Genomic DNA, 19,708 nt, shown 5'->3' on the forward strand with positions numbered 1-19,708 from the left:
CGAGGCCTTCTGAGTGAGCGGCGGGCTGGGGACGGTGCACGGGGCGGCGGGGTCAGGCGGCGGACTTGCGCATCTGGAGCTGCTCCTCCGACTGGGCGACGCCGAAGGCCGCCGGAATCGCCTCGCTGGTGGCGTAGAGGCGCTGGGCCACCCGGCGGGGCAGCGGGTAGTACTCGAACTGCCCGTAGATCCTGCCGTCCGCCGCCATCGGCTGGGCGGCGAACCGGCAGACCGAGATGATCCGGTAGTCCTCCCGCCCGTGGGAGTCGACGACGGCGATCTCGGTGATGCGGCGCGATCCGTCGGCGTGACGGGTCAGCTGCACGATGACGTCGACGGCGCTGTTGATCTGGTCGTGGATCGCGACGAACGGGATCTCGACCTCGGACATGGAGGCCAGGGTCTGCAGACGCATCAGCGCGTCCTCGGCGTTGTTGGCGTGGACCGTGGCGAGCGAGCCGTCGTGACCGGTGGACATGGCCTGGAGCATGTCGAGCGTCTCACCGCCACGGACCTCACCGACGATGATGCGGTCGGGGCGCATACGCAGGGAGTTGCGCACCAGGTCGCGGATGGTGACCTGGCCCTTGCCCTCGACGTTGGCCGGACGGCTCTCCAGGGTGATCACGTGGGACTGCTGGAGCTGGAGCTCGGCGGAGTCCTCGATCGTGACGATGCGCTCGCCGTTGGGGATGAGGCCGGACAGGGCGTTGAGCAGGGTCGTCTTCCCGGTACCGGTGGCGCCGGAGACGATCACGTTGAACTTGGCGCGCACCAGCCCGGCGAGCAGCATCAGCATGTGCTCGTCGAGCGAGCCGAGCCCGATCATCTCCTGGAGCGTGAACGCCCGGGGGAAGCGCCGGATCGTGAGGATCGGGCCCTTGAGCGACAGTGGCGGGATGATCACGTTGACACGCTCGCCGGACGGGAGACGCGCGTCGACCATCGGGTTCGCCTCGTCCACACGGCGGTTGACCGTGGAGACGATGCGTTCGATGGTCTGCATCAGCTGCTCGTTGGACGAGAAGCGCATGGGCAGCAGCTCAAGCCGGCCGCCACGCTCCACGAAGACCTGATCGGGTCCGTTGACCATGATCTCGCTGATGGACGCGTCTTCGAGCAGGGGTTCCAGGATGCCGAGTCCGAGGGACTCGTCGACGACCCGCCGGATGAGCTGGGCGCGCTCCATCGGGGAGAGGACGGGGCCCTCACGGCTGATGATGTGGCCCAGGACGCGTTCGAGCCGCGCCCTGCGCTCGGCCGCCGCGAGGGCGGACATCTCGGCGAGGTCGATCTCCTCCAGGAGCTTGGCGCGGTAGACCTGGACCAGCCGGCTCTCTTCGCTCAGCCCGTTGGCCGGCTCGGGACTGGTGATGCGCGCCCGCAGGCTCATGTCGTCTACTCCCTGGTGTGGTGCGGTGGTGCGGGTTCAGCGGTGGTCGCGCGGCATCGTGACGCGCTTCTCGACGTTGCCGAAGTCGAACATCGGCACCACCGAGGGAATGTGGATCTCCACCTTGACGGAGACCGAGTCGTACCCCCTGTCCACACGCAGGTCCTCGACGTCGTCCCTCAGCCATCTGCTCAGCGACGCGATGGCGACCGGTTCGCCGCGTCCGCTCTGGCCCTTGTCGGATTCCACCCGGGCCCCCGCCCGCGCGGCCGTGCTGGCCTGCTGCTTCGCGTAGACGGCGATGCCGAGCTGGACGACGGCCATGGCGGTGATCAGGAGCAGGGTCAGCACGCCGACGTATTCGACGGCGGCCTGGCCGCGATGGCGTGCGGACCGGTAGGCCGGGCTCTCCGTCGCCCCGGAGGCGATCGGCCGGCCCAGCGTGCGGGTCACCATCCGAATCCCCCCGTTTCCTTCTTGGCCTTGGCAGTGCCGGTCGCGTGCCACGGCAGGTCGTACGCTCCGGGGAAGAGAAGCGGTACCTGCACCTCCACCTTCGCGTTCACCAGACCGCTGGGGTCCGCCTGGCAGTCCTTCACGACGACGTCCCAGGCGCCGGGAACGTCCTCGCGGGCCGCCCGCTCGCAGGCCTGCCGCGATCCGTACTCCGCGACGGCCGCCGCCCTGACGCCCTTGTCCGCGGCGTTTCCGGCGAGGATCCACGTGTAGCAGACCAGCCCGGCCTGCCACATCACGGCCAGGGTGACCAGGATGGCCGGCAGGGTCCCGACGAACTCGATCGCGCTCTGCCCCCGGTCCCCCCGCTTCCGTCCCCGCCTCGTGCCGGTGTCGCGGCCTATGTCCGCGCTACCCCTGTCCGCCGCGGTCGGCGGACGGTCCGTTCGTAGAAGAGTCATGGCTCAACGGTCCCCCTCGGTCCCATCGTTTCGCAGGTGACGTCACGTGTGCGTATCGGTCGGCTTCGTCTCGTCGCGTCCTCCGGGGCTCACTTGGACCGGCCTCGCCGGCCGCCGACCGAACCCCGGTCTCCCTTGAACTTGCCCTGTTTATCGGCGCCTTCGGCGTTCTTCACCAGACCGAGATCTCCGGCGAGGCCCCAGAGGGCCTGCTTCACGGTGGATTTGGCCTCCAGGTCCTGCATGCGGCCGGCGTCGACGACGGCCTGGAGCTCCTTGAAGTTGGCCGGGACGGCGATGCGGGCCACCTTGGTGGCGGTGATCTTCTCCACGAGCGGCGGCTGGATCTCCGTGTTGCGGGTGAAGCGGTTGATCACGGTGACCGTCTCCTCGGCCTTGCGGACCTGGAGGCGGTCCCAGAGGCGGACCATGCGCTTGGCCGCCCGGACGGTGATCACGTCCGGGGTGGTGATGAGCAGGGTGCGGTCGGCCATCTCGATCGCCGCGGCGTTGGCCGAGTTCATCTGCGTACCGCAGTCGATGATCACGATCTCGAAGCGGTGGCGCAGCGCGCTGATGGTCTGGCGTACGACGCGGTCGCTGACCTCTTCGCCGCGCTCGCCCTCGGCGGGCGCGAGCAGCAGGGCGAGCCCGCTGTCGTGCATGAAGAGGGCGTCCTGGAGCACGCGGGGCGAGATGTCCTGGATGGTGGAGAGGTCGACGATGGAACGGCGGAACTGCACGTCCAGATAGGACGCCACGTCACCCGACTGGAGGTCGAGGTCGGCGAGGGCCACCGAGTGGCCGGAGGCCGCCGCGGCCAGGGCGAGCTGGACGGCGGTGACGGTGGTGCCGACGCCGCCCTTCGCGCCGCTGACGGTGACGACGGTGCCGCCGGGGCCGCTGAAGACCTCGGGGCCGGCGCCGAGGTGGCGGCGGACCCCGACGGACCAGCCGGCGGCGGCCTGGACGCGCTGGGCCAGCTCCTCGTACGAGAGGGGCAGGCCGACCAGGCCGCGGGCGCCGGAGTCCATGGCTGCCGAGAAGAGCCCGGGGCTCGCGTCGGCGGTGACGAGCACGACCCCGACCGCGGGAAAGCGCAGGGCCACCTCCCGGATCAGCTCAAGGGCTGGAACCGGACCGATCCGCTCGTGCACCAGCACGACCTCGGGCAGCTCGTCCAGGGACTCGGAGGCGAGCCGGGCCAGGGTGTCGAGCAGGGAGGTCGAATCACCCAGCGGCCCGGCCGGCTCCGCGTCGGGGAGCTGGGCGAGCAGCGTGGTGATGGATCGGGCGGCGTCGGCGTCGCCGACCGCCGGGAGGATTCGCGTGCTCATCCAGTCCTCACTTGTTCTTGTCTTCGTCGAGGTTGTAGCTGCCCTCGCCCGGACGGAGCGTGGTCGGGCTGTCGTCGGGCAGCAGGGCGAGACGGACGTGTTCCGCGAAGGACTCGGCGTACGCGACGCGCTGGGCATCGGTGGTGTCGAGGGCGAAGGTGATCGGGACGGCCTGCTTCGGGCCGGTGCGGTCGTCCTCCTTGGGCTCCAGCGCGGTGAGCTGGCCGACGTCGATGACCTTGGCGTTGGGGACGATCACGCGCGAGGTGGGCTTGTCCTTGTCGGTCTGGCCCGCGAAGGTCGCGTAGATGTTGACCAGGTTGCCCGGCCGGATCTTGCCGGCGACGCCGGTGGCGGCGTCGATCATGATGGCGATCTCCTGCTGGCCGTTCTCCAGCTTCGGACGCTTGACGAGCATGTCGTCCTGGAGCAGGGAGCCCTTGCGGAGGTTGGTGACCGCGATCTTGCCGTTGAGGACCGAGAGGTCGGTGACCGCGTTCTTCGACAGCCAGCGCTTCGGCATCGAGACCTTCTCGAACTGGCCGGGGTCCAGGGGCCGATACGGGGCTATGTCGTTTTTGACCTGGTAGGCAGTCACCTCCGGACCGACCTTCGAGTTCACATCACTGATCACGGAGAGCACACCGGCGAACGCACCGAAGGCACAGAGGACCGAGAGAAGGAGAAGGATGACGCCGCGGCGTTGCCGTGAGTTCATGAGCGGAGCAACCTCGTTGGGAGACGTGGGCCGATGAGCGGACAGAGCGGGTGGAGCGTGGCGGGGACGGAACGGCGTGCCGCGCCGTTCCCGGGGCCGCGGGCGCGCCGGTGGGGCGCGGACGCCGCGGGGGCTACGAACCTTGGCGCATAGGTGCTCCTTGGTTCAGGACACCGGATCCGTGCGTTTGGTTCTCCGGCGGCTTCAGCGGGGCCGAGCACAGGCCGCACCGGTCGCCGATCAGCTCATTTCCGCACCAGGTGCAGATCTCCCTGCGCACCGAGGAAACCAGCTGATAAATCAGGGAGATGTCGGGCAGGAACGCGGCGAATTCGATCATCTTCGACGTGCCCCACCACCGGGGTGATTCCGCGGGCAGGGCGGCGTCGTGCACGGCCTGGACCTGCCAGGCGGGTGCGATCGTGTTCGCCACCCAGTCGGACTGCAACTGCCCCTTGGCGACCAGGAGATGGGTGCCGAATTCGGGTCCGGTGAGGTCACCGTTACCGATCTTGATGAGTTGCGGGGTCGGGTTGGCTACCACCCCGAACTGGGATCCCGGGACCCAGGACTTCGCGTGGGTCTTCAGGCTGACGGGCACCCGGTCGAGTTTGGTGACCGAGTTGAGCAGCGCGCCCGAGTAGATGTAGTGGGAGAGCAGCCGCGCGGCGGAGGCGACGACTCCGGCACTGAAGTCGCAAATGGACAACTGCCGCAACTGGCGCACCAGTACGGCAACGCCCAAGGGGGGAAGATCCACCTTGAGCAGGGCGATACGGTCGCTTTCCAGCACGGAACGGATGGTGTGCAGCCGCCGTTCGTGCGTGGGCGCGATGCTGGCCGGATAGACCGCGATGACGTATCCGTGCTGCTCGAGCAGCATGTGCATATCGCTGATGGCCTGTTCGAGCGGCTGCTCGTCCGGAGCGCGCAGCACGACGGCCGTGGGTGTCTGCTGATCGGTCGGTGGCAGCACGAGGTCAGCACTGGTCACTGCTATTGCTGTCGGCACGCTGTTCCCCGTTCGGCTCCGGCCGCCGCGTACAGCCGGCCGCAATCGTCCTGCCTTGTGGTCCTCGTTCGGGCACCCCTACCTCTGCACTTTATCCACGTACGGCAAGGCAGAGAACACCCTTCAGGGCCCAGTGAGGTGGGGCTCACCGACTCGCGCCGGGGCGTTCGCGTGACAAATCGACCCAAGTGGCTTGTTGTTAAATTCCGTACCATTCACCGGCTTAGTCGTGCCCACCAAGGCAATTCATGATCCATTCGGCTTCCGCGCACGTCAGAAGCGCGTGAGCGCTTTCCTTCCCGGGGCCCTTCCGGGACGGGTGGGCCCAAGGTGAACTCTGGGCCCTGATTGGGGCCCCCGGGCCCAGAGCGCCGGACCGGGATCGGACCGGTACCCGTTCGGAATGTCCACCGCGGTCGCACGAGCCGCTCGGTCGCGCTCCCACGCGCACCCGTCGCGAGCCGCCCGCACCCCCTCCCACCACGCGCGTTGCGAGCCATCACTGCCAGAGGTCTTGACAACTCGATTGGTCTGGACCAGTTTTAGCGCCCAGCGGTGGCCACCGTTCCTCGATTCCACACCCCCGGCACCCCCGTGCCGCTCCCCTCCCCACATCCCCGTCTTCCCCCCGACTCCCCCACGGAGGCAGCAAGTGGAACGTTCCCCGGAAAGCAGTGCGCCGCTCCACCGCAGACGGCACACCCGTCCGCTCCTCGGTTCCGCCATGGCCGTGGTCGCCGCCGGTGCCCTGACCCTCACCGGCCTCGTCGGCAGCGCGCAGGCCGCGGACGTCAACGTCGCCAAGAACGCCGGCTTCGAGTCCGGCCTCGCCAACTGGACCTGTTCCGGCGGCTCCGGCACCACCGTCTCCTCCCCCGTGCACGGTGGCACCGCGGCCCTCCAGGCCACCCCGGCCGGCCAGGACAACGCCAAGTGCACCCAGACCGTGGCCGTGAAGCCCAACTCGACCTACGCGCTGAGCGGATGGGTGCAGGGCGGCTACGCCTACCTGGGCGCCACCGGCACCGGCACCACCGACGTAGCGACCTGGTCCCCCGGCTCCAGCAGCTGGACGAAGCTCTCCACCAGCTTCACCACCGGTCCCAGCACCACCTCCGTCACCGTCTACACGCACGGCTGGTACGGGCAGGCCGCCTACCTGGCCGACGACATCTCCGTGACCGGCCCCGACGGCGGCGGTGGCACGGACCCGGGCCCGTCCATCCCCGCGGCCCCCGGCGGTCTGGCCGTCGGTACGGCCACGTCGTCCTCCCTCGCCCTGACCTGGAACTCGGTCTCCGGCGCGACGAGCTACACGGTGTACAAGGACGGGGTCAAGGCCACCACCTCCACCGGGACCTCGACGACCGTGACCGGCCTCGCCGCCGACACCGCGTACACCTTCGCGGTCACCGCGACCAACGCGGCCGGCGAGTCCGTCAAGTCCGCGACGGTCAGCGGCCGTACGGCCAAGAGCGGCGGCGGCAACCCGAACCCCGGAACCACCGTGCCGAAGCACGCCGTCACCGGCTACTGGCAGAACTTCAACAACGGCGCGACCGTGCAGAAGCTCAGCGACGTGCCCGCGAACTACGACATCATCGCGGTCTCCTTCGCGGACGCCACCTCCACGCCCGGCGCCGTCACCTTCAACCTGGACTCGGCCGGTCTGAACGGCTACACCGTCGACCAGTTCAAGGCCGACATCGCGGCGAAGAAGGCCGCCGGGAAGAACGTCATCATCTCGGTCGGCGGTGAGAAGGGGTCCATCTCGGTCAACAGCGACGCCTCCGCCACCAACTTCGCCAACTCCGTCTACGCGCTGATGCAGGAGTACGGGTTCACCGGGGTCGACATCGACCTGGAGAACGGCATCAACTCCACGTACATGACGAAGGCGCTGCGTTCGCTGTCGCAGAAGGCGGGCTCCGGCCTCGTCATCACGATGGCCCCGCAGACCATCGACATGCAGTCGACGGGCGCCGAGTACTTCAAGACGGCGCTCAACGTCAAGGACATCCTGACCGTCGTCAACACCCAGTACTACAACAGCGGCGCGATGCTCGGCTGCGACGGCAAGGTCTACTCGCAGGGCACGGTGGACTTCCTCACCGCGCTCGCCTGCATCCAGCTGGAGGGCGGCCTCGACCCGTCGCAGGTCGGGATCGGCGTCCCCGCCTCCACCCGTGGCGCGGGCAGCGGCTACGTCTCCCCCTCGGTCGTCAACGCGGCCCTGGACTGCCTGACGGCGGGCACCAACTGCGGCACCTTCAAGCCGTCGAAGACCTACCCGGGTCTGCGCGGTGCGATGACCTGGTCGACCAACTGGGACGCCACGGCGGGCAACGCCTGGTCGAACGCGGTCGGCCCGAAGGTCCACGGCCTCCCGTAGCGGGCACGTGACACGGGGCGCCGGCCCCACGTCCCCGTGTCGTCCCGCCCAGGCCACCGGCCGGCCGGCGCCCCCGGCGCCCCGGACCACCTCTGACCAGCAGCGCCGCCGCTCCCCCGGCGGCGCTGCTGCACGTCCGGGACATGGCGGTCCGTTCCGGCCCTGTCCCGGACGCGCAACAGTGTGTCCGGGACGGGCCGGTTCGATGGCCGTTCGCGCGGGCGCGTGGCACCGTTGGGGGGCTTGAGGGTGGCACGGACAGGAGGTAAGTGACATGGCCGGGGCGCGAGTTCAGGCGCTGGGCGGGGGCGATCCGGCGACGCTCGGACCGTACCGGCTGATCGGACGGCTGGCGTCCGGCGGCATGGGACGCATCTATCTGGCCCGCGCCCGGCACGGCGGGCGCGGACTCGTCGCCGTGAAGACGCTGCTGGCCGAGGGCAGCGTCAGCGATGTCGACCGGCGCCGCTTCGCCCGCGAAGTGGCGCTCGCGCAGCGCGTGGACAGCGCGTTCACCGCGCGGGTGCGGGACGCCGATCCGCAGGCCGAACGGCCGTGGATGGCCATCGACTACATCGCGGCCCCGCCGCTGTCCGAGCTGGTGCGCTCCTGCGGGGTGCTGCCCGCCTCCGCCGTCCGCTGGATCGCCGCCGGTACGGCCCAGGCGCTGGTCACCCTGCACGGCGAGGGCATCGTCCACCGCGATGTGAAGCCGCAGAACGTGCTGCTGCCGCTGGACGGCCCCCGGGTCATCGACTTCGGCATCTCGCACGCCAGTGATCTCACCCTGACCGGGCTCACCCTGGGCACCATCGCCTTCACCTCGCCCGAGCAGGCGCGCGGCGAGGCGTCCACGGCGGCGTCCGACGTCTACTCGCTGGGCGCCACGCTCTTCCTGCTCGCCACCGGGCGCCCGCCCTACCGCGCGGACGGCGACACCCTGCGGCTGCTGGCCCGGGTGCAGCGCGGCGAACTCGATCTCACCGGGCTCCCCAAGGAGCTGGTGGCGACGATCCGCCCCTGTCTGGCGGTCGATCCGACGGGCCGCCCGTCCCCGGCGGACCTGCTCACCCGCTTCCGCCGCGACCAGGCCCATCTGCCGGCCTCGCACAGTGGTACGCGATGGCTGCCGCCGCGCTGGACCGAGCTGATCGGCGCCTACGCCGCGCAGGGCGTGGAGTTGGCCGGCGGCCCGGCGGCGGGGGCCGGGGCGCCCACGGCGGCGACCGTCCCCGGGCCCACCCGGGTCGGCCCCGCGCCACCCCCGCCCACGCTGGTCTACCCGCCGGAGCGGCTGGCCCGCGCGGCCCGGGACCGGGCCCGCAAGGAGCGCACGCGCACCGACCGGGCGCGCCGGGAGATGGCCGCCCTGGCCGAACTGGCCGAGCAGCGGCGGGCGGAGCAGGCCGAGCAGGAGCGGGCCGAGGCCGAGCGGGTGGAGGCGGCCCGTCAGGAGGCCGAGCGGCTGGCGGCCCAGCGGGCCGAGGCCGAGCGCGCCCGGCGTGAGCGGGAGCGCGCGGCGCAGGAGCACGAACGGGCCGAGCGCGAGCGCGCCCAGCGGCGTGCGGAGCGGGAGCGCCTTGAGCGGGAACGGGCCGAGCGGGCGCGCGAGGCGCGGGAGCGGGCGGCCCGGGAGGAGGCCGAGCGGCAGCGGGCGGCGCGGGAGCGGGCCGAGCGGGAGGCCCGCCGACGGGCGGCGCGCGCCCAGGCCCGTACGGCCTCGGCAGGTGCCGGCACACCGTCCTCGTCGGGGTCAGGACGGCCGTCCTCGCCGGGCACACCGTCCTCGCCGGGCTCGTCCGGCGGTTCGACGGCGCTGGGCTGGCTGGTCGCCGTGGGGCTCGTCGTCGCCCTGCTGGTGTGGCACCCGTGGGAGACGACGGGCGGTACGGGGGGCGGGAGTTCGTCCGGGAGCGGCGGCGCGGGCTCCGTCGCCTCGGGCGGCCTCGGCCCCCAGACGGACGGCAGCGGCACCGATACGGACGGCGCCGGGCGCACCACGGGCTCGACGGGCGACGACGCGGACCGTGCCACGGACTCCTCGGCGGGCTCCTCGGACGACGACGAGGAGACGGAGGAGCCCACGCCGACCCCCACCCCCACCCCCACCCCGACGCCGGATGCCACCGACCGGGCGTTCGCGGCGGTGCGGGCGGGAGACTGCCTGAACGTCTACAACGACGGACACGGCAACATGAGCGCCGACCGCCCGATCCGGGTCGGCTGCCGCGCCTCGAACGCGTACATGCACGTCAACCGGGTCAGCACCCGGGACGGCGCGTCGGCCTCGTGCGACACGGGCGCGGGGTTCACCTGGTGGAGCCGGTCCGGCGACGACGGCATCACCCGGACGCTCTGCCTGGACCGGGTGTACCAGGTGGGGCAGTGCTTCCCCGCGAAGGTCCGGGGCGGGACCAGCGCGGACCTGACCGTGGTGTGGAACTGCGACGCGTCGACCGTTCCCGTGGCCGGGCAGTCCATCCTGCGCATCACCGGCTTCTACCGGGCGCCGAAGGCCGGGGAGAACTGGACCTGTCCGGCGGGCCGGGGCGAGCGGTTCTGGTACTGGCCGGTCAACCAGGGCCGGAGCATCATCTGCGCCTCGGCCGCGTAGACCGCGCGGGCCCCTCGGAACGAAGGACCCGGCACGGCGCCTGTCAGGGAGCGCCGTGCCGGGTCCGTCCGGTACGGGTGCGGGTCAGCCGAGGACCGCGAGGGCGTCGATCTCGATGAGCAGGCCCTTGGGCAGGCCGACGTAGACCGTCGTGCGGGCGGCGGGGGCCTCCTTGAGGTCCTGCTCGGCGAAGTAGGCGTTGTAGATCTCGTTCATCTCGGCGAAGTGGTCCACGTCGGTGAGGTAGACGCGCATCATCATCACGTCGTCCCAGCTCGCGCCGCCCTCCTCCAGGATCGCCTTGACGTTGGCGAAGGTCTGGAGGGTCTGCTCGCGCAGGGTGGGGCCGGCCGGGGTCGGGGCCTGGCCCTCGACGGCGGGCAGGAAGCCGACCTGGCCGGCGACCTGGAGGATGTTTCCCTTGCGCACGCCGTGCGAGAACTTCGCCGGCGGGGTGGTGTGGGTGCTCGGAGTGAGGGCGGTCTTGTCGGTCATCGCTGATCAGACTCTCTTGGGTCGGGTGGTGCCGGAGTACTCCCGGCTGATGGTGTCCGCGGTGCGACGGACCAGGGGGAGCAGGGTGAGGAGTTCCTCGGCCGTGACGACCACGTTCGGCGCGGAGACCGACATCGCGGCGACGACGCGCCCGTCGGCGCCTCGGACGGGGGCGCCGACGCAGTTGATGGACTCCTCGTGGCCGCCGAGGTCGGTGGCCCATCCCTGTTCGCGCACGGTGGCCAGTTCCTTGAGGAAGGCGCCGGGACCGGGGGTCGAACGGGACGTGTACATGGGGTAGTCGAGCCGTTCGGCGATGGCCCGCCGCTCCGGTTCGGAGAGGTCGGCCAGGAGCAGTTTGGCGACGGCGGCGACGGTGATCGCGACGGGTTTGCCGATGCGCGAGTACATCCGTACGGGGTAGCGGCTCTCGACCTTGTCGATGTAGAGGACCTCGTTCTCCTCGTACACGGCGAGGTGGACGGTGTGTCCGCACTCCGCGTTGAGGGCGACGAGGTGCGGGTGCGCGATCTCCCGTACGTCGAGGTTCTCGACGGCCTCCTGGGCGAGGGCGAAGAGCCGGGCGCCGAGGCGGTAGCGCTGGTCGTCCTGGCGGTAGACCAGTCCGTGGTCGTGGAGGGTGCGCAGCAGCCGCAGGGCGGTGGACTTGTGGACGCCGAGCCGGTCGGCGACCTGTCCGAGGTCGGCGGGCCCCTGGGCGAGGAGCGGCAGGATGCTCAGCGCCCGGTCGACGGTCTGGCTCATGGCGTACGTACCTCCTGGTCGTCCCCCGTCCACCCGGGGCGAAGTCGCAGTCTCCCCCAGGCGGCGTCGTCGAGGGCGGCCAGGCGGTCGGCGCGGTCGCGGGCGGGCGGGTCGGTGAGGTCGCCGGGGACGGTGAGGACGGCGGCGGCCATCAGATGGCCGTGCCGGGCCCGCTCCCGGTCGGGCAGTCCGCGCAGGGTGGCGGAGAGGAAGCCGGCGGCGAAGGCGTCGCCGGCGCCGACGGGGGCGACGACGTCGACCCGGAGCGCGGGGACATGGGTCTCGGTCGCGTCGCCGCCGGTGCGGGAGAGGACCGTCGCGCCCTCGGCGCCGCGTTTGACGACGAGGACCGGCGGTTCGGGGAGCGCGGCGCGCAGGGCCGCCGTACCGCGCAGGCCCCAGGCATCCTCCGCCTCGTCCTCACCGACGAAGACGAGGTCGGCGCGGCGGGCCAGCTCCAGCAGGACCTCGGGCGAGCGGGTGTGGCCGCGCCACAGACCGGGGCGGTGGTTGACGTCGAAGGAGACGAGCGGCCGGCCGGGGCGCGGGGCGGTCAGCGCGCGCAGCAGGTCCAGGCAGCTGTCGGAGAGCGCGGCGGTGATGCCGGAGAGGTGCAGGACGCGGCCGGCGAGGAGCGCGTGGAGCGGGACGTTGTCGGGGGACATGGCGGAGGCGGCGGAGCCGGCCCGGTAGTAGGCCACCTCGTGGACGTCCGTGGCGCGGTCGGTCGCGGTGCGGAAGTAGATGCCGGTGGGGCGGGCGGGGTCGCGCTCCACTCCGGAGGTGTCGACCCCGTAGCCGGCGACGGTGTCGACGAGGTGGTCGCCGAAGCCGTCGGCGCCGACCCGGCTGACCCAGGCGGCCCGGTGTCCGGCCGCGGCGAGCGCGCAGGCGACGTTGGACTCGGCGCCGCCGATCCCGCGTCCGAAGGAGGGGACGTCGGCGAGGCGGCCCGGACGCGAGGGCAGGAACGTCACCATGGACTCGCCGAGGCACACGACGTCGGGGGCCGTGTCGGCGTCGGTCCTGGCCGGGGTTCCGGGCACGCGGGCTCCTCGGGGTCGGGCGGGCTCCACCGGTCGTGGCATTGACCGGGTATCGGCTCGGATGTTAGACAGCCCTGAGCGATATACGCAATGGGCATTGCATATGCTGCAACCCACCGTGCGGGCGGGACACCCTCCGCACGGGATCCGCACAGGACCCACTTCGGCCGAGGAGGCCCCATGGCTGTCGAGCACCCCGTGACCGGACTGGCCGGACTCGCCGCGCTCGCGGACGAGCCGGTCGACCACCGGTTCAAGGGGCTGCCGCCCGACGCCGAGGGGCTGACCGTCGGCGCGCTCGCCGCCCAGCGGCGCGCTCTGTTCACGGGCGGATTCACCACCCCGGTGCTCGCACTGTCGGCCGAGTCGGTCGACCACAACCTCACGCTGCTGGAGACGTACGCCGAACGCCACGGCCTGGCGTTCGCCCCGCACGGCAAGACCTCGATGGCCCCGGGCCTCTTCGCCCGCCAACTGGAGCGCGGCGCCTGGGGCATCACGGTGGCCGTCCCGCACCAGGCGCGCGTCTGCCGGGCGTTCGGGGTGCGCCGGATCTTCCTGGCCAACGAGCTGGTCGACGCGGCCGCGCTGCGCTGGCTCGCCGGCGAGCTGGACGCCGACCCGGACTTCGTCTTCGTCTGCTACGTCGACTCGGTGCGCGGCGTCGAGCTGATGGACGAGGCCCTGCGCGCGGCGGGCGCCGCCCGCCCCGTGGACGTCGTCGTGGAGCTGGGCGCGGGCGAGGGGGCCCGCACCGGCGCCCGCACCGAGGCAGGCTGCGCGGCCGTCGCGGACGCGGTGGCCGCGGCCGGGACGCTGCGCCTGGTGGGCGTGGCCGGGTACGAGGGCGAGGTCCCGCGCGCCGACGGCGAGCGGGTCCGGGCGTGGCTCGGCCGGCTGGTCGCGCTGGCCGCGGAGTTCGACGCGGCCGGGCGCTTCGCCGGGCTGGGCGAGGACGAGCGGATCGTCGTCAGCGCGGGCGGCAGCGCCTGGTTCGACGCGGTCGCGGACGTCTTCGCCGGCATCCCCGCGCTCTCGCGGCCGGTGCTGAAGCTGCTGCGCTCGGGGGCGTACGTCTCGCACGACGACGGGCACTACCGCCGGATCACCCCCTTCAACCGGGTCCCCGGCGAGGGCGCGCTCCGGCCCGCGTTCCGGCTCTGGGCCCAGGTCGTCTCCCGCCCCGACGCCGGCCAGGCCTTCCTGAACGCCGGCAAGCGGGACGCGGCGTACGACCTGGATCTCCCGGAGGCGCAGGTCGTGCGGTCCGGGCGGGACGGCGCGGTGCGGCCGGCGACGGACATCGAGGTCACCGGCCTGTCCGACCAGCACACCTGGCTGCGGACCGGGGCCGGGGCGGAGCTGGAGGTCGGGGACTGGGTGGGCCTCGGCCTGTCGCACCCCTGCACGAGCTTCGACAAGTGGCAGCTGATCCCGCTGGTGGAGGCGGACGGCACGGTCACGGACTACGTCCGCACGTACTTCTGAGCCCATCGATGAACCCGGGTCCGGGACCGGGGCGTGTCCCACGGCACCGCCCCGGCCGCCCCGGACCCGCCGAAAGGCACCCCATGGACCTGGTCATCCGCGACGCCCGCGTCGTCGACGGCACCGCCACCCCCTCCTACCGCGCCGACGTGGCCCTGTCCGGCGGCCGGATCGCGGAGATCCACCGGGCCGACGCGCCCGGCCCCCGCCCCACCGCCGCCCGCGTCCTGGACGCCTCCGGGCTCGCCCTCTCCCCCGGCTTCGTCGACATGCACGCCCACAGCGACCTGGCGCTGCTCCGCGACCCCGACCACAGCGCCAAGGCCGCCCAGGGCGTCACCCTCGAAGTCCTCGGCCAGGACGGCCTGTCCTACGCCCCCGTCGACGACCGCACCCGCGCCGAAGTCCGGCGCGCCATCACCGGCTGGAACGGCGACGGCGACGACATCGACTTCGACTGGTCCACCGTCGGCGGATACCTCGACCGCCTGGACCGCAACTTCGGCGGGCAGGGCATCGCCGTCAACGCCGCCTATCTGATCCCGCAGGGCACGGTCCGGATGTACGCGGTCGGCTGGGAGGACCGCCCTGCCACCGCCGCCGAGCTGGACCGGATGCGGGAGCTGGTCGCCCGGGGCATGGCCGAGGGCGCCGTCGGCATGTCCTCCGGGCTGACCTACACCCCCGGCATGTACGCGGACGACGCCGAACTCACCGCCCTGTGCCGGGTGGTGGCCTCCTACGGCGGCTACTACTGCCCGCACCACCGCTCGTACGGCGCCGGGGCGCTGGAGGCGTACGAGGAGATGGTCCGGCTCACCCGCGCCGCGGGCTGCGCCCTGCACCTCGCCCACGCCACGATGAACTTCGGCGTGAACGAGGGGCGCGCCCCCGAACTCCTCGCGCTCCTGGACCGCGCGCTCGACGGTGGCGCCGACATCTCCCTCGACACCTACCCGTACACCCCGGGCTCCACGACCCTGGTCGCCATGCTGCCGAGCTGGGCGGGCGAGGGCGGGCCCGAGGCCGTCCTCACCCGGCTGGCCGACGACGGGACCGCCGCACGGATCCGCCACGATCTGGAGGTGGTGGGCTCGGACGGCTGCCACGGGGTGCCCATCGAGTGGGACACCATCGAGATCTCCGGCGTCAGCGATCCGGCGCTCGCCGGCGAGGTCGGCCGCACGGTCGCCGCCTCGGCCCGGCTGCGCGGCGAGGAGCCCTGGACGACCGCGCGCCGGCTGCTCCTGGGCGACCGGCTCGGGACGACGATCCTCCAGCACGTCGGCCACGAGGAGAACGTCCGGCGGATCATGCGCCACCGCGTCCACACCGGCGGCAGCGACGGCATCCTCCAGGGCGCCAAACCGCACCCCCGCGCCTACGGCACCTTCCCCGAGTACCTGGGCCGGTACGTGCGCGAGCTGGGCGTCCTCTCCCTGGAGGAGTGCGTCGCCCACCTCACCTCCCGCCCGGCCGCCCGGCTGCGCCTGCCCGACCGCGGCTACGTCCGCGAGGGCTACCGGGCCGACCTCGTCCTCTTCGACCCCGCCACGGTGGCCGCCGGCTCCACCTTCGACACTCCGCGCGCCCTGCCCACCGGCATCCCCCACGTCCTCGTCGACGGCCGCTTCGTCATCGAGGACGGCCGCCGGACCCAGGTCCTGGCGGGGCGCGCGGTGCGGGGGGCGGGGCGGGAACGGGGCTGAGCGCGGAGCCGCCGGACGACGCCCGAGGAGGGCGTCCGGCTTCCTGACGGAGCGACAGGATGCTGCCAGCGACTGGCCACTTGGTGCACGCCGGAAGCGGCCCGCCGCCCCTCGCCTCCTGCCATCGTTGGCGCTGCCCGCCGGGGACGACGGCACACAGCCGGCCCCCAGGGCGTGTGGTGGGAGTCCCGCCTGCTCGGCGCCGCTTTCACCACACGCCCCCGGCGCGGGTCTTCCACGATGAGCCCGAGCGCGTTTCCGCGCGCCGAGGACGAGGAGTCCACCATGTCCACCCGTCAGTTCACCGCCCGCGCCACCGCCGTCGGAACGGGGGTCGTCCTGCTGGGCGGCCTGCTCGCGGCCACCCCCGCGGCCGCCACCGGCCGGGTCGCCACCGGCTGCCCCACCGAGCGCAACTACTCGGTCACCTCGGTCAGGACCGTCCACCACTCGATCGCCTCGGCGCGGTTCAAGGACGGCAAGGGCCCGGGGAAGGTCACCGTGTCCGTCAAGAAGAGCGGATCGCTGAAGTACTCCTTCTCCGTGAGCGGCGAGGCGAGTGTCGGCGGGGTGATCGCCCAGGCCAAGGTCACCACCGGCGCGTCCGTCACCAAGACCTCCACCATCACGGTCGGGCACAAGGTGACCAAGAACATCCCGTCCGGCAAGTACCTCCAGTCCCGCTACGGCTCGTTCGGCAAGAAGTTCAACTGGCGCTACTACCGGGTGAACGGCAACTGCTCCACGACGACCCTGGCGAGCGGCTACAGCGCCTGGGCCCCCACCCACGAGAACGGGTGGAAGTTCACCGTCGTCTCCCGCTGACGCATCCGATCCCGGGTGCCGGCCGGCCGTCTCCCGTGCGGCCGGCCGGCACCCGCCCCGAACGTGAGGCGGAGTACCGATGCGGACGAGAAGAGAAGGAATCATGCGGGGGACACGACGGTCGCTGCCACCGGCCCGCCCGGTGGGCGCGCTGCTGGCCTGCGGCGCCCTGCTGCTGGCCGCCGGGTGTGGCGCGGACCCCGGCCCTCGGACGGCCGCGCGCGCCGGGGCGTCGAAGGCACCGGCTCCCGCGACCGAGATGCGGGTGCCGCGCTCCGGGCCGTGCGGGGAAGCCGACCCCGAGCCGTGCCGGGTGGTGCTCACCGCCCGGCCGGGCACCGGGAAGAAGGACCTGGGCTCGTTCCGGGCCGACGGCGGCCGGGAGCACTGGATCTACGTCGACTGCCGGGGCAAGGGCTCCGTGACCGTCGCGATGACGCCCGAGCCGACCTTCGACGTGCCGTGCGGCGACCAGTGGCCGGCCGTCACCGAGTCGAGGAACCAGTTCGAGGCGGGCGTGCTGGGCGACGAGGAGTACGGCCTGTCGGTCGACGCCCCCGAGGGCGTCCGCTGGTCCCTGACGGTGCTCGCCGCGCACGACGGCACGTAGCGCGCCGCCCCAACTCCCTTGCCTGGGCGCCCCTTTACCGCCCGCGCGCTCGCGCTCTACACTCCCCCGGACCGCACGGCCCCCGTCGGGGCGCGGCTCACGGGGGAGGGTCACCGGCGTTGATCGCGCACACCATGCAGATACTCGGGCTGACGGAGGCCGAGGAGGACGTCTACCGGCATCTGCTGCGCAACCCGGGCGCCGAACTGGAGGACGTGCACATCCTGTTGCGGTGCGCGCCCGAGGAGACCGAGGGCGCACTGCGCCGCTTCCGCGAGCTGCGGCTGCTCAAGGAGGAGGGCGGCCGGGTGTGGGCCCGCTCCCCGGAGGCCGTCGTGGGGCGCCTGGCCGAACAGCGCCTCGAGGAGTTGTACGAGAGCATCCGCATGCTCTCCCGGCTGCAACCGGTCATCGACTCGCTGGCCGGCGAGTCCCCGGCCCGGGAGTCCGGCGCGGCGGACGGACCGACCGAACGCCTCACCGAGATCGCGGACATCCGCACCCGCCTGGACGAACTCTCCTTCTTCGCCCGCTCCGAGGTCCAGTCGGCGGAGCCCTACGACGCGCTGACACCGGAGAACATCGCCCACGCCCGGCCGCTCGACATGAGGTGTCTGCGCCGGGGGGTGGTCATCCGCAATCTGGTCCGGGCCTCGGCACTCGCGGACCCGCTCACGCTGTCGTATCTGCGCGAGCTGAACGCGGCGGGGGCGCGGATCAGGGTCCTCGACACGCTGGACGAGCTGATCCTGATCTACGACCGGCACACCGCGCTGGTGCCGATCGACCCCTCGGACACCGCCAGGGGCGCGCTCTGCTCGCGGGAGCGCGGGATCGTCACCACGATCATCAACAACTTCGAGCGGCTGTGGGAGGCGGCGGAGGACTTCGAGACCGCCGCGGGACAGTCGCAGGACGCGTCGGCCGGGGTCTCGCCGCTCCAACTGCGCGTACTGGAGGCGATGTGCACCGTCGCGAAGGACGAGGCGGGGGCCCGGAAGCTGGGGGTGTCCCTGCGCACCTACCGGCGGCACGTCTCCGAGCTGTTCCAGATCCTGGGCGCGGAGAACCGCGCCCACGCGGCGCTGCTCGCCCGTGAGCGCGGCTGGATCTGACCCCGCCCGTCCCGGCCTACCGGTCGTCCCTCTGCCAGCCGTTGGCCACGCACTTCACGTCGCAGATCCGGGGGTCGAAGCCCACCGCCGCGATGCGCGTCCCCTCCGGCGCGGTGCCGGACGGGGCGGACCCCGCGGCGCCGGCGACGGCCGCCGCCAGGCATGCGGCGGCCAGTGCGCCGAAGACCGTACGCCGCGCCCGTCCCCCGGTGCGGGCCCGCCCGCGGTTCCTGTCGTTGTCCATCTCGTGCTGCTCCCCCGTTCCGCGGCCACCGCGGAGGTCCGTCGCTCGCTCCGGGCGGAGCGCCCGGAGCGTCGCGGCCGAGTCTGGCAGCCGGCGGGGGCGGCCCGGGGGCCCTCCGTACGGCAGTCAGCTGCCAGCCGGAGGCAGCATGCTGCCACGGCGGGCCCTGGCGCGAGGCGGGACGGGTCACATCGTGTTGACGATGAGTCCGATGTGGGTGAAGTAGTTGAGCCCGCCGAAGAACAGGAACGCCAGCCCGGCCAGTGCCCAGACGACGCCGATGACGGGGGCCATCCACGTCCGGGGGCGGCGCAGCGCGAACGGGAACAGGAGGGCTCCGATGCCGACGAGGACGTACAGGCCGGACATGAAGCTCGCTTCCAGCATCGGCATGTCCGCGAACTCGCCGGAGATGGGCTCCTCGGGGGGCGCGGCGAACAGGGTGTACTTCCAGCCGGCCGCGGCGATCCCGAAGCAGGCGAGCCCGAGGCCGAAGACGAAGACCGAGATGGGGCCGGCGATCCGGGCCGCGCGGGCCACGCGGTCGGCGCCGTCGACGACGAGGGCGCCCTGCTTCCAGAGGTAGAAGCCCCCCGCGAGGAGGAAGACGCCGAAGGCGAGGGCGGGTTCGCCGAAGATGACGTTGTCGAAGGGGAAGCCCTGCCCGGCCAGCGGCCAGGTCAGGGTCATGTGCAGGCCGGTGGTGACGAGGGTGAAGCCGATCGCCCCGAACGCCAGGGCCCAGCCCTCGGGGGTGACGGTGCGACGGGAGTCGAGGAGCTGGTATCCGAGCGCCACCACCAGCAGGAGGCCGGCGCCCGCGGCGACGGACATGATCGTGTTGTACGTCGGCATCTTGGTCCAGTCGATCTTCAGACCGGACGCCGCCAGAGGAAGGGCATGGCTGATCATGCGCGGAGCCTATAGCCGCATTTCGCCCATAACGCCCATTGAGCAGCCCGCTTGAGCTGTCCGGGTCATCCGCGTCACCGCCACGCCCCCGGGACGGAGCACACCTCCGCCCCGGG

18 protein-coding genes are annotated in these 19,708 nt (G+C 72.3%); 7 read left to right on the forward strand and 11 right to left on the reverse strand.

All coding sequences use genetic code 11. The features are described 5' to 3' along the window. Positions 1-52 precede the first annotated feature (52 nt). From ACWCXC_RS23840 to ACWCXC_RS23865, 6 genes are all read right to left on the reverse strand, one after another. Complete coding sequence (locus ACWCXC_RS23840) at positions 53-1,393, reverse strand: CpaF family protein (RefSeq protein ID WP_450681576.1); 1,341 nt, start codon at positions 1,391-1,393, stop codon at positions 53-55. 36 nt (positions 1,394-1,429) lie between these two features. Further along, the gene (locus tag ACWCXC_RS23845) at positions 1,430-1,849 is read right to left on the reverse strand and encodes a TadE family protein (RefSeq protein WP_450890483.1); all 420 of its coding nucleotides are present in this window, start codon (positions 1,847-1,849) and stop codon (positions 1,430-1,432) included. After that, on the reverse strand, positions 1,843-2,310 hold the full coding sequence (locus tag ACWCXC_RS23850; RefSeq protein ID WP_450890484.1) for a TadE family protein: 468 nt from the start codon (positions 2,308-2,310) through the stop codon (positions 1,843-1,845). Before ACWCXC_RS23850 ends, ACWCXC_RS23845 begins: the two co-directional genes overlap by 7 nt. Positions 2,311-2,399: 89 nt before the next feature. Next, positions 2,400-3,647, reverse strand: coding sequence for an AAA family ATPase (locus ACWCXC_RS23855; RefSeq protein WP_450681573.1), 1,248 nt, complete (start codon positions 3,645-3,647; stop codon positions 2,400-2,402). Positions 3,648-3,654: 7 nt separating this feature from the next. Next, positions 3,655-4,365 carry a Flp pilus assembly protein CpaB gene (gene cpaB, locus ACWCXC_RS23860; RefSeq protein WP_450890485.1) on the reverse strand — a complete coding sequence of 237 codons (711 nt, stop codon included), beginning with the start codon at positions 4,363-4,365 and terminating at the stop codon, positions 3,655-3,657. 133 nt (positions 4,366-4,498) lie between these two features. Next, a complete protein-coding gene (locus tag ACWCXC_RS23865; protein WP_450681571.1) occupies positions 4,499-5,359 on the reverse strand; it encodes a hypothetical protein in 861 nt (286 codons plus the stop codon). 670 nt (positions 5,360-6,029) lie between these two features. Between ACWCXC_RS23865 and ACWCXC_RS23870 the strand changes: the two genes are divergently transcribed. Both ACWCXC_RS23870 and ACWCXC_RS23875 read left to right on the forward strand, forming a co-directional pair. Then, complete coding sequence (locus ACWCXC_RS23870) at positions 6,030-7,769, forward strand: chitinase (protein WP_450681570.1); 1,740 nt, start codon at positions 6,030-6,032, stop codon at positions 7,767-7,769. Positions 7,770-8,043: 274 nt separating this feature from the next. Beyond that, positions 8,044-10,383, forward strand: coding sequence for a protein kinase domain-containing protein (locus ACWCXC_RS23875; RefSeq protein ID WP_450890486.1), 2,340 nt, complete (start codon positions 8,044-8,046; stop codon positions 10,381-10,383). Between the two features lie 84 nt (positions 10,384-10,467). On the opposite strand, the gene ACWCXC_RS23880 is transcribed toward ACWCXC_RS23875, so the two are convergent. From ACWCXC_RS23880 to ACWCXC_RS23890, 3 genes are read right to left on the reverse strand one after another with little or no spacing between them, the layout of a single operon-like run. Further along, the gene (locus tag ACWCXC_RS23880; RefSeq protein ID WP_164641300.1) at positions 10,468-10,878 is read right to left on the reverse strand and encodes a RidA family protein; all 411 of its coding nucleotides are present in this window, start codon (positions 10,876-10,878) and stop codon (positions 10,468-10,470) included. Positions 10,879-10,884: 6 nt separating this feature from the next. Next, the gene (locus tag ACWCXC_RS23885) at positions 10,885-11,643 is read right to left on the reverse strand and encodes an IclR family transcriptional regulator (RefSeq protein ID WP_450890487.1); all 759 of its coding nucleotides are present in this window, start codon (positions 11,641-11,643) and stop codon (positions 10,885-10,887) included. Then, complete coding sequence (locus tag ACWCXC_RS23890) at positions 11,640-12,689, reverse strand: sugar kinase (protein ID WP_450890488.1); 1,050 nt, start codon at positions 12,687-12,689, stop codon at positions 11,640-11,642. Before ACWCXC_RS23890 ends, ACWCXC_RS23885 begins: the two co-directional genes overlap by 4 nt. Positions 12,690-12,869: 180 nt before the next feature. Here ACWCXC_RS23890 and ACWCXC_RS23895 point away from each other — a divergent pair, with 180 nt between their 5' ends. The 5 genes from ACWCXC_RS23895 (at position 12,870) to ACWCXC_RS23915 (ending at position 18,436) form a co-directional block, all read left to right on the forward strand. After that, entirely contained in the window at positions 12,870-14,177 is a 1,308-nt protein-coding gene (locus ACWCXC_RS23895; protein WP_450890489.1) for an amino acid deaminase, read from the forward strand. Between the two features lie 83 nt (positions 14,178-14,260). Continuing rightward, positions 14,261-15,886, forward strand: coding sequence for an N-acyl-D-amino-acid deacylase family protein (locus tag ACWCXC_RS23900; protein WP_450890490.1), 1,626 nt, complete (start codon positions 14,261-14,263; stop codon positions 15,884-15,886). A 285-nt stretch (positions 15,887-16,171) separates the two neighbouring features. After that, on the forward strand, positions 16,172-16,711 hold the full coding sequence (locus ACWCXC_RS23905; RefSeq protein ID WP_450890491.1) for a hypothetical protein: 540 nt from the start codon (positions 16,172-16,174) through the stop codon (positions 16,709-16,711). Positions 16,712-16,814: 103 nt separating this feature from the next. Beyond that, positions 16,815-17,321: a hypothetical protein gene (locus tag ACWCXC_RS23910; RefSeq protein WP_450890492.1), complete on the forward strand. Its 507-nt coding sequence runs from the start codon at positions 16,815-16,817 to the stop codon at positions 17,319-17,321. Between the two features lie 134 nt (positions 17,322-17,455). Next, a complete protein-coding gene (locus ACWCXC_RS23915; RefSeq protein ID WP_450681562.1) occupies positions 17,456-18,436 on the forward strand; it encodes a helix-turn-helix transcriptional regulator in 981 nt (326 codons plus the stop codon). Positions 18,437-18,452: 16 nt separating this feature from the next. Here the strand turns inward: ACWCXC_RS23915 and ACWCXC_RS23920 are convergent, their stop codons facing one another. Both ACWCXC_RS23920 and ACWCXC_RS23925 read right to left on the reverse strand, forming a co-directional pair. After that, complete coding sequence (locus tag ACWCXC_RS23920) at positions 18,453-18,680, reverse strand: hypothetical protein (protein WP_450890493.1); 228 nt, start codon at positions 18,678-18,680, stop codon at positions 18,453-18,455. A gap of 186 nt (positions 18,681-18,866) precedes the next feature. Continuing rightward, a complete protein-coding gene (locus ACWCXC_RS23925; RefSeq protein WP_450681560.1) occupies positions 18,867-19,592 on the reverse strand; it encodes a DUF981 domain-containing protein in 726 nt (241 codons plus the stop codon). Positions 19,593-19,708: the final 116 nt, after the last annotated feature.

The sequence above is a fragment of the Streptomyces sp. NPDC001515 genome (genome assembly GCF_053597115.1).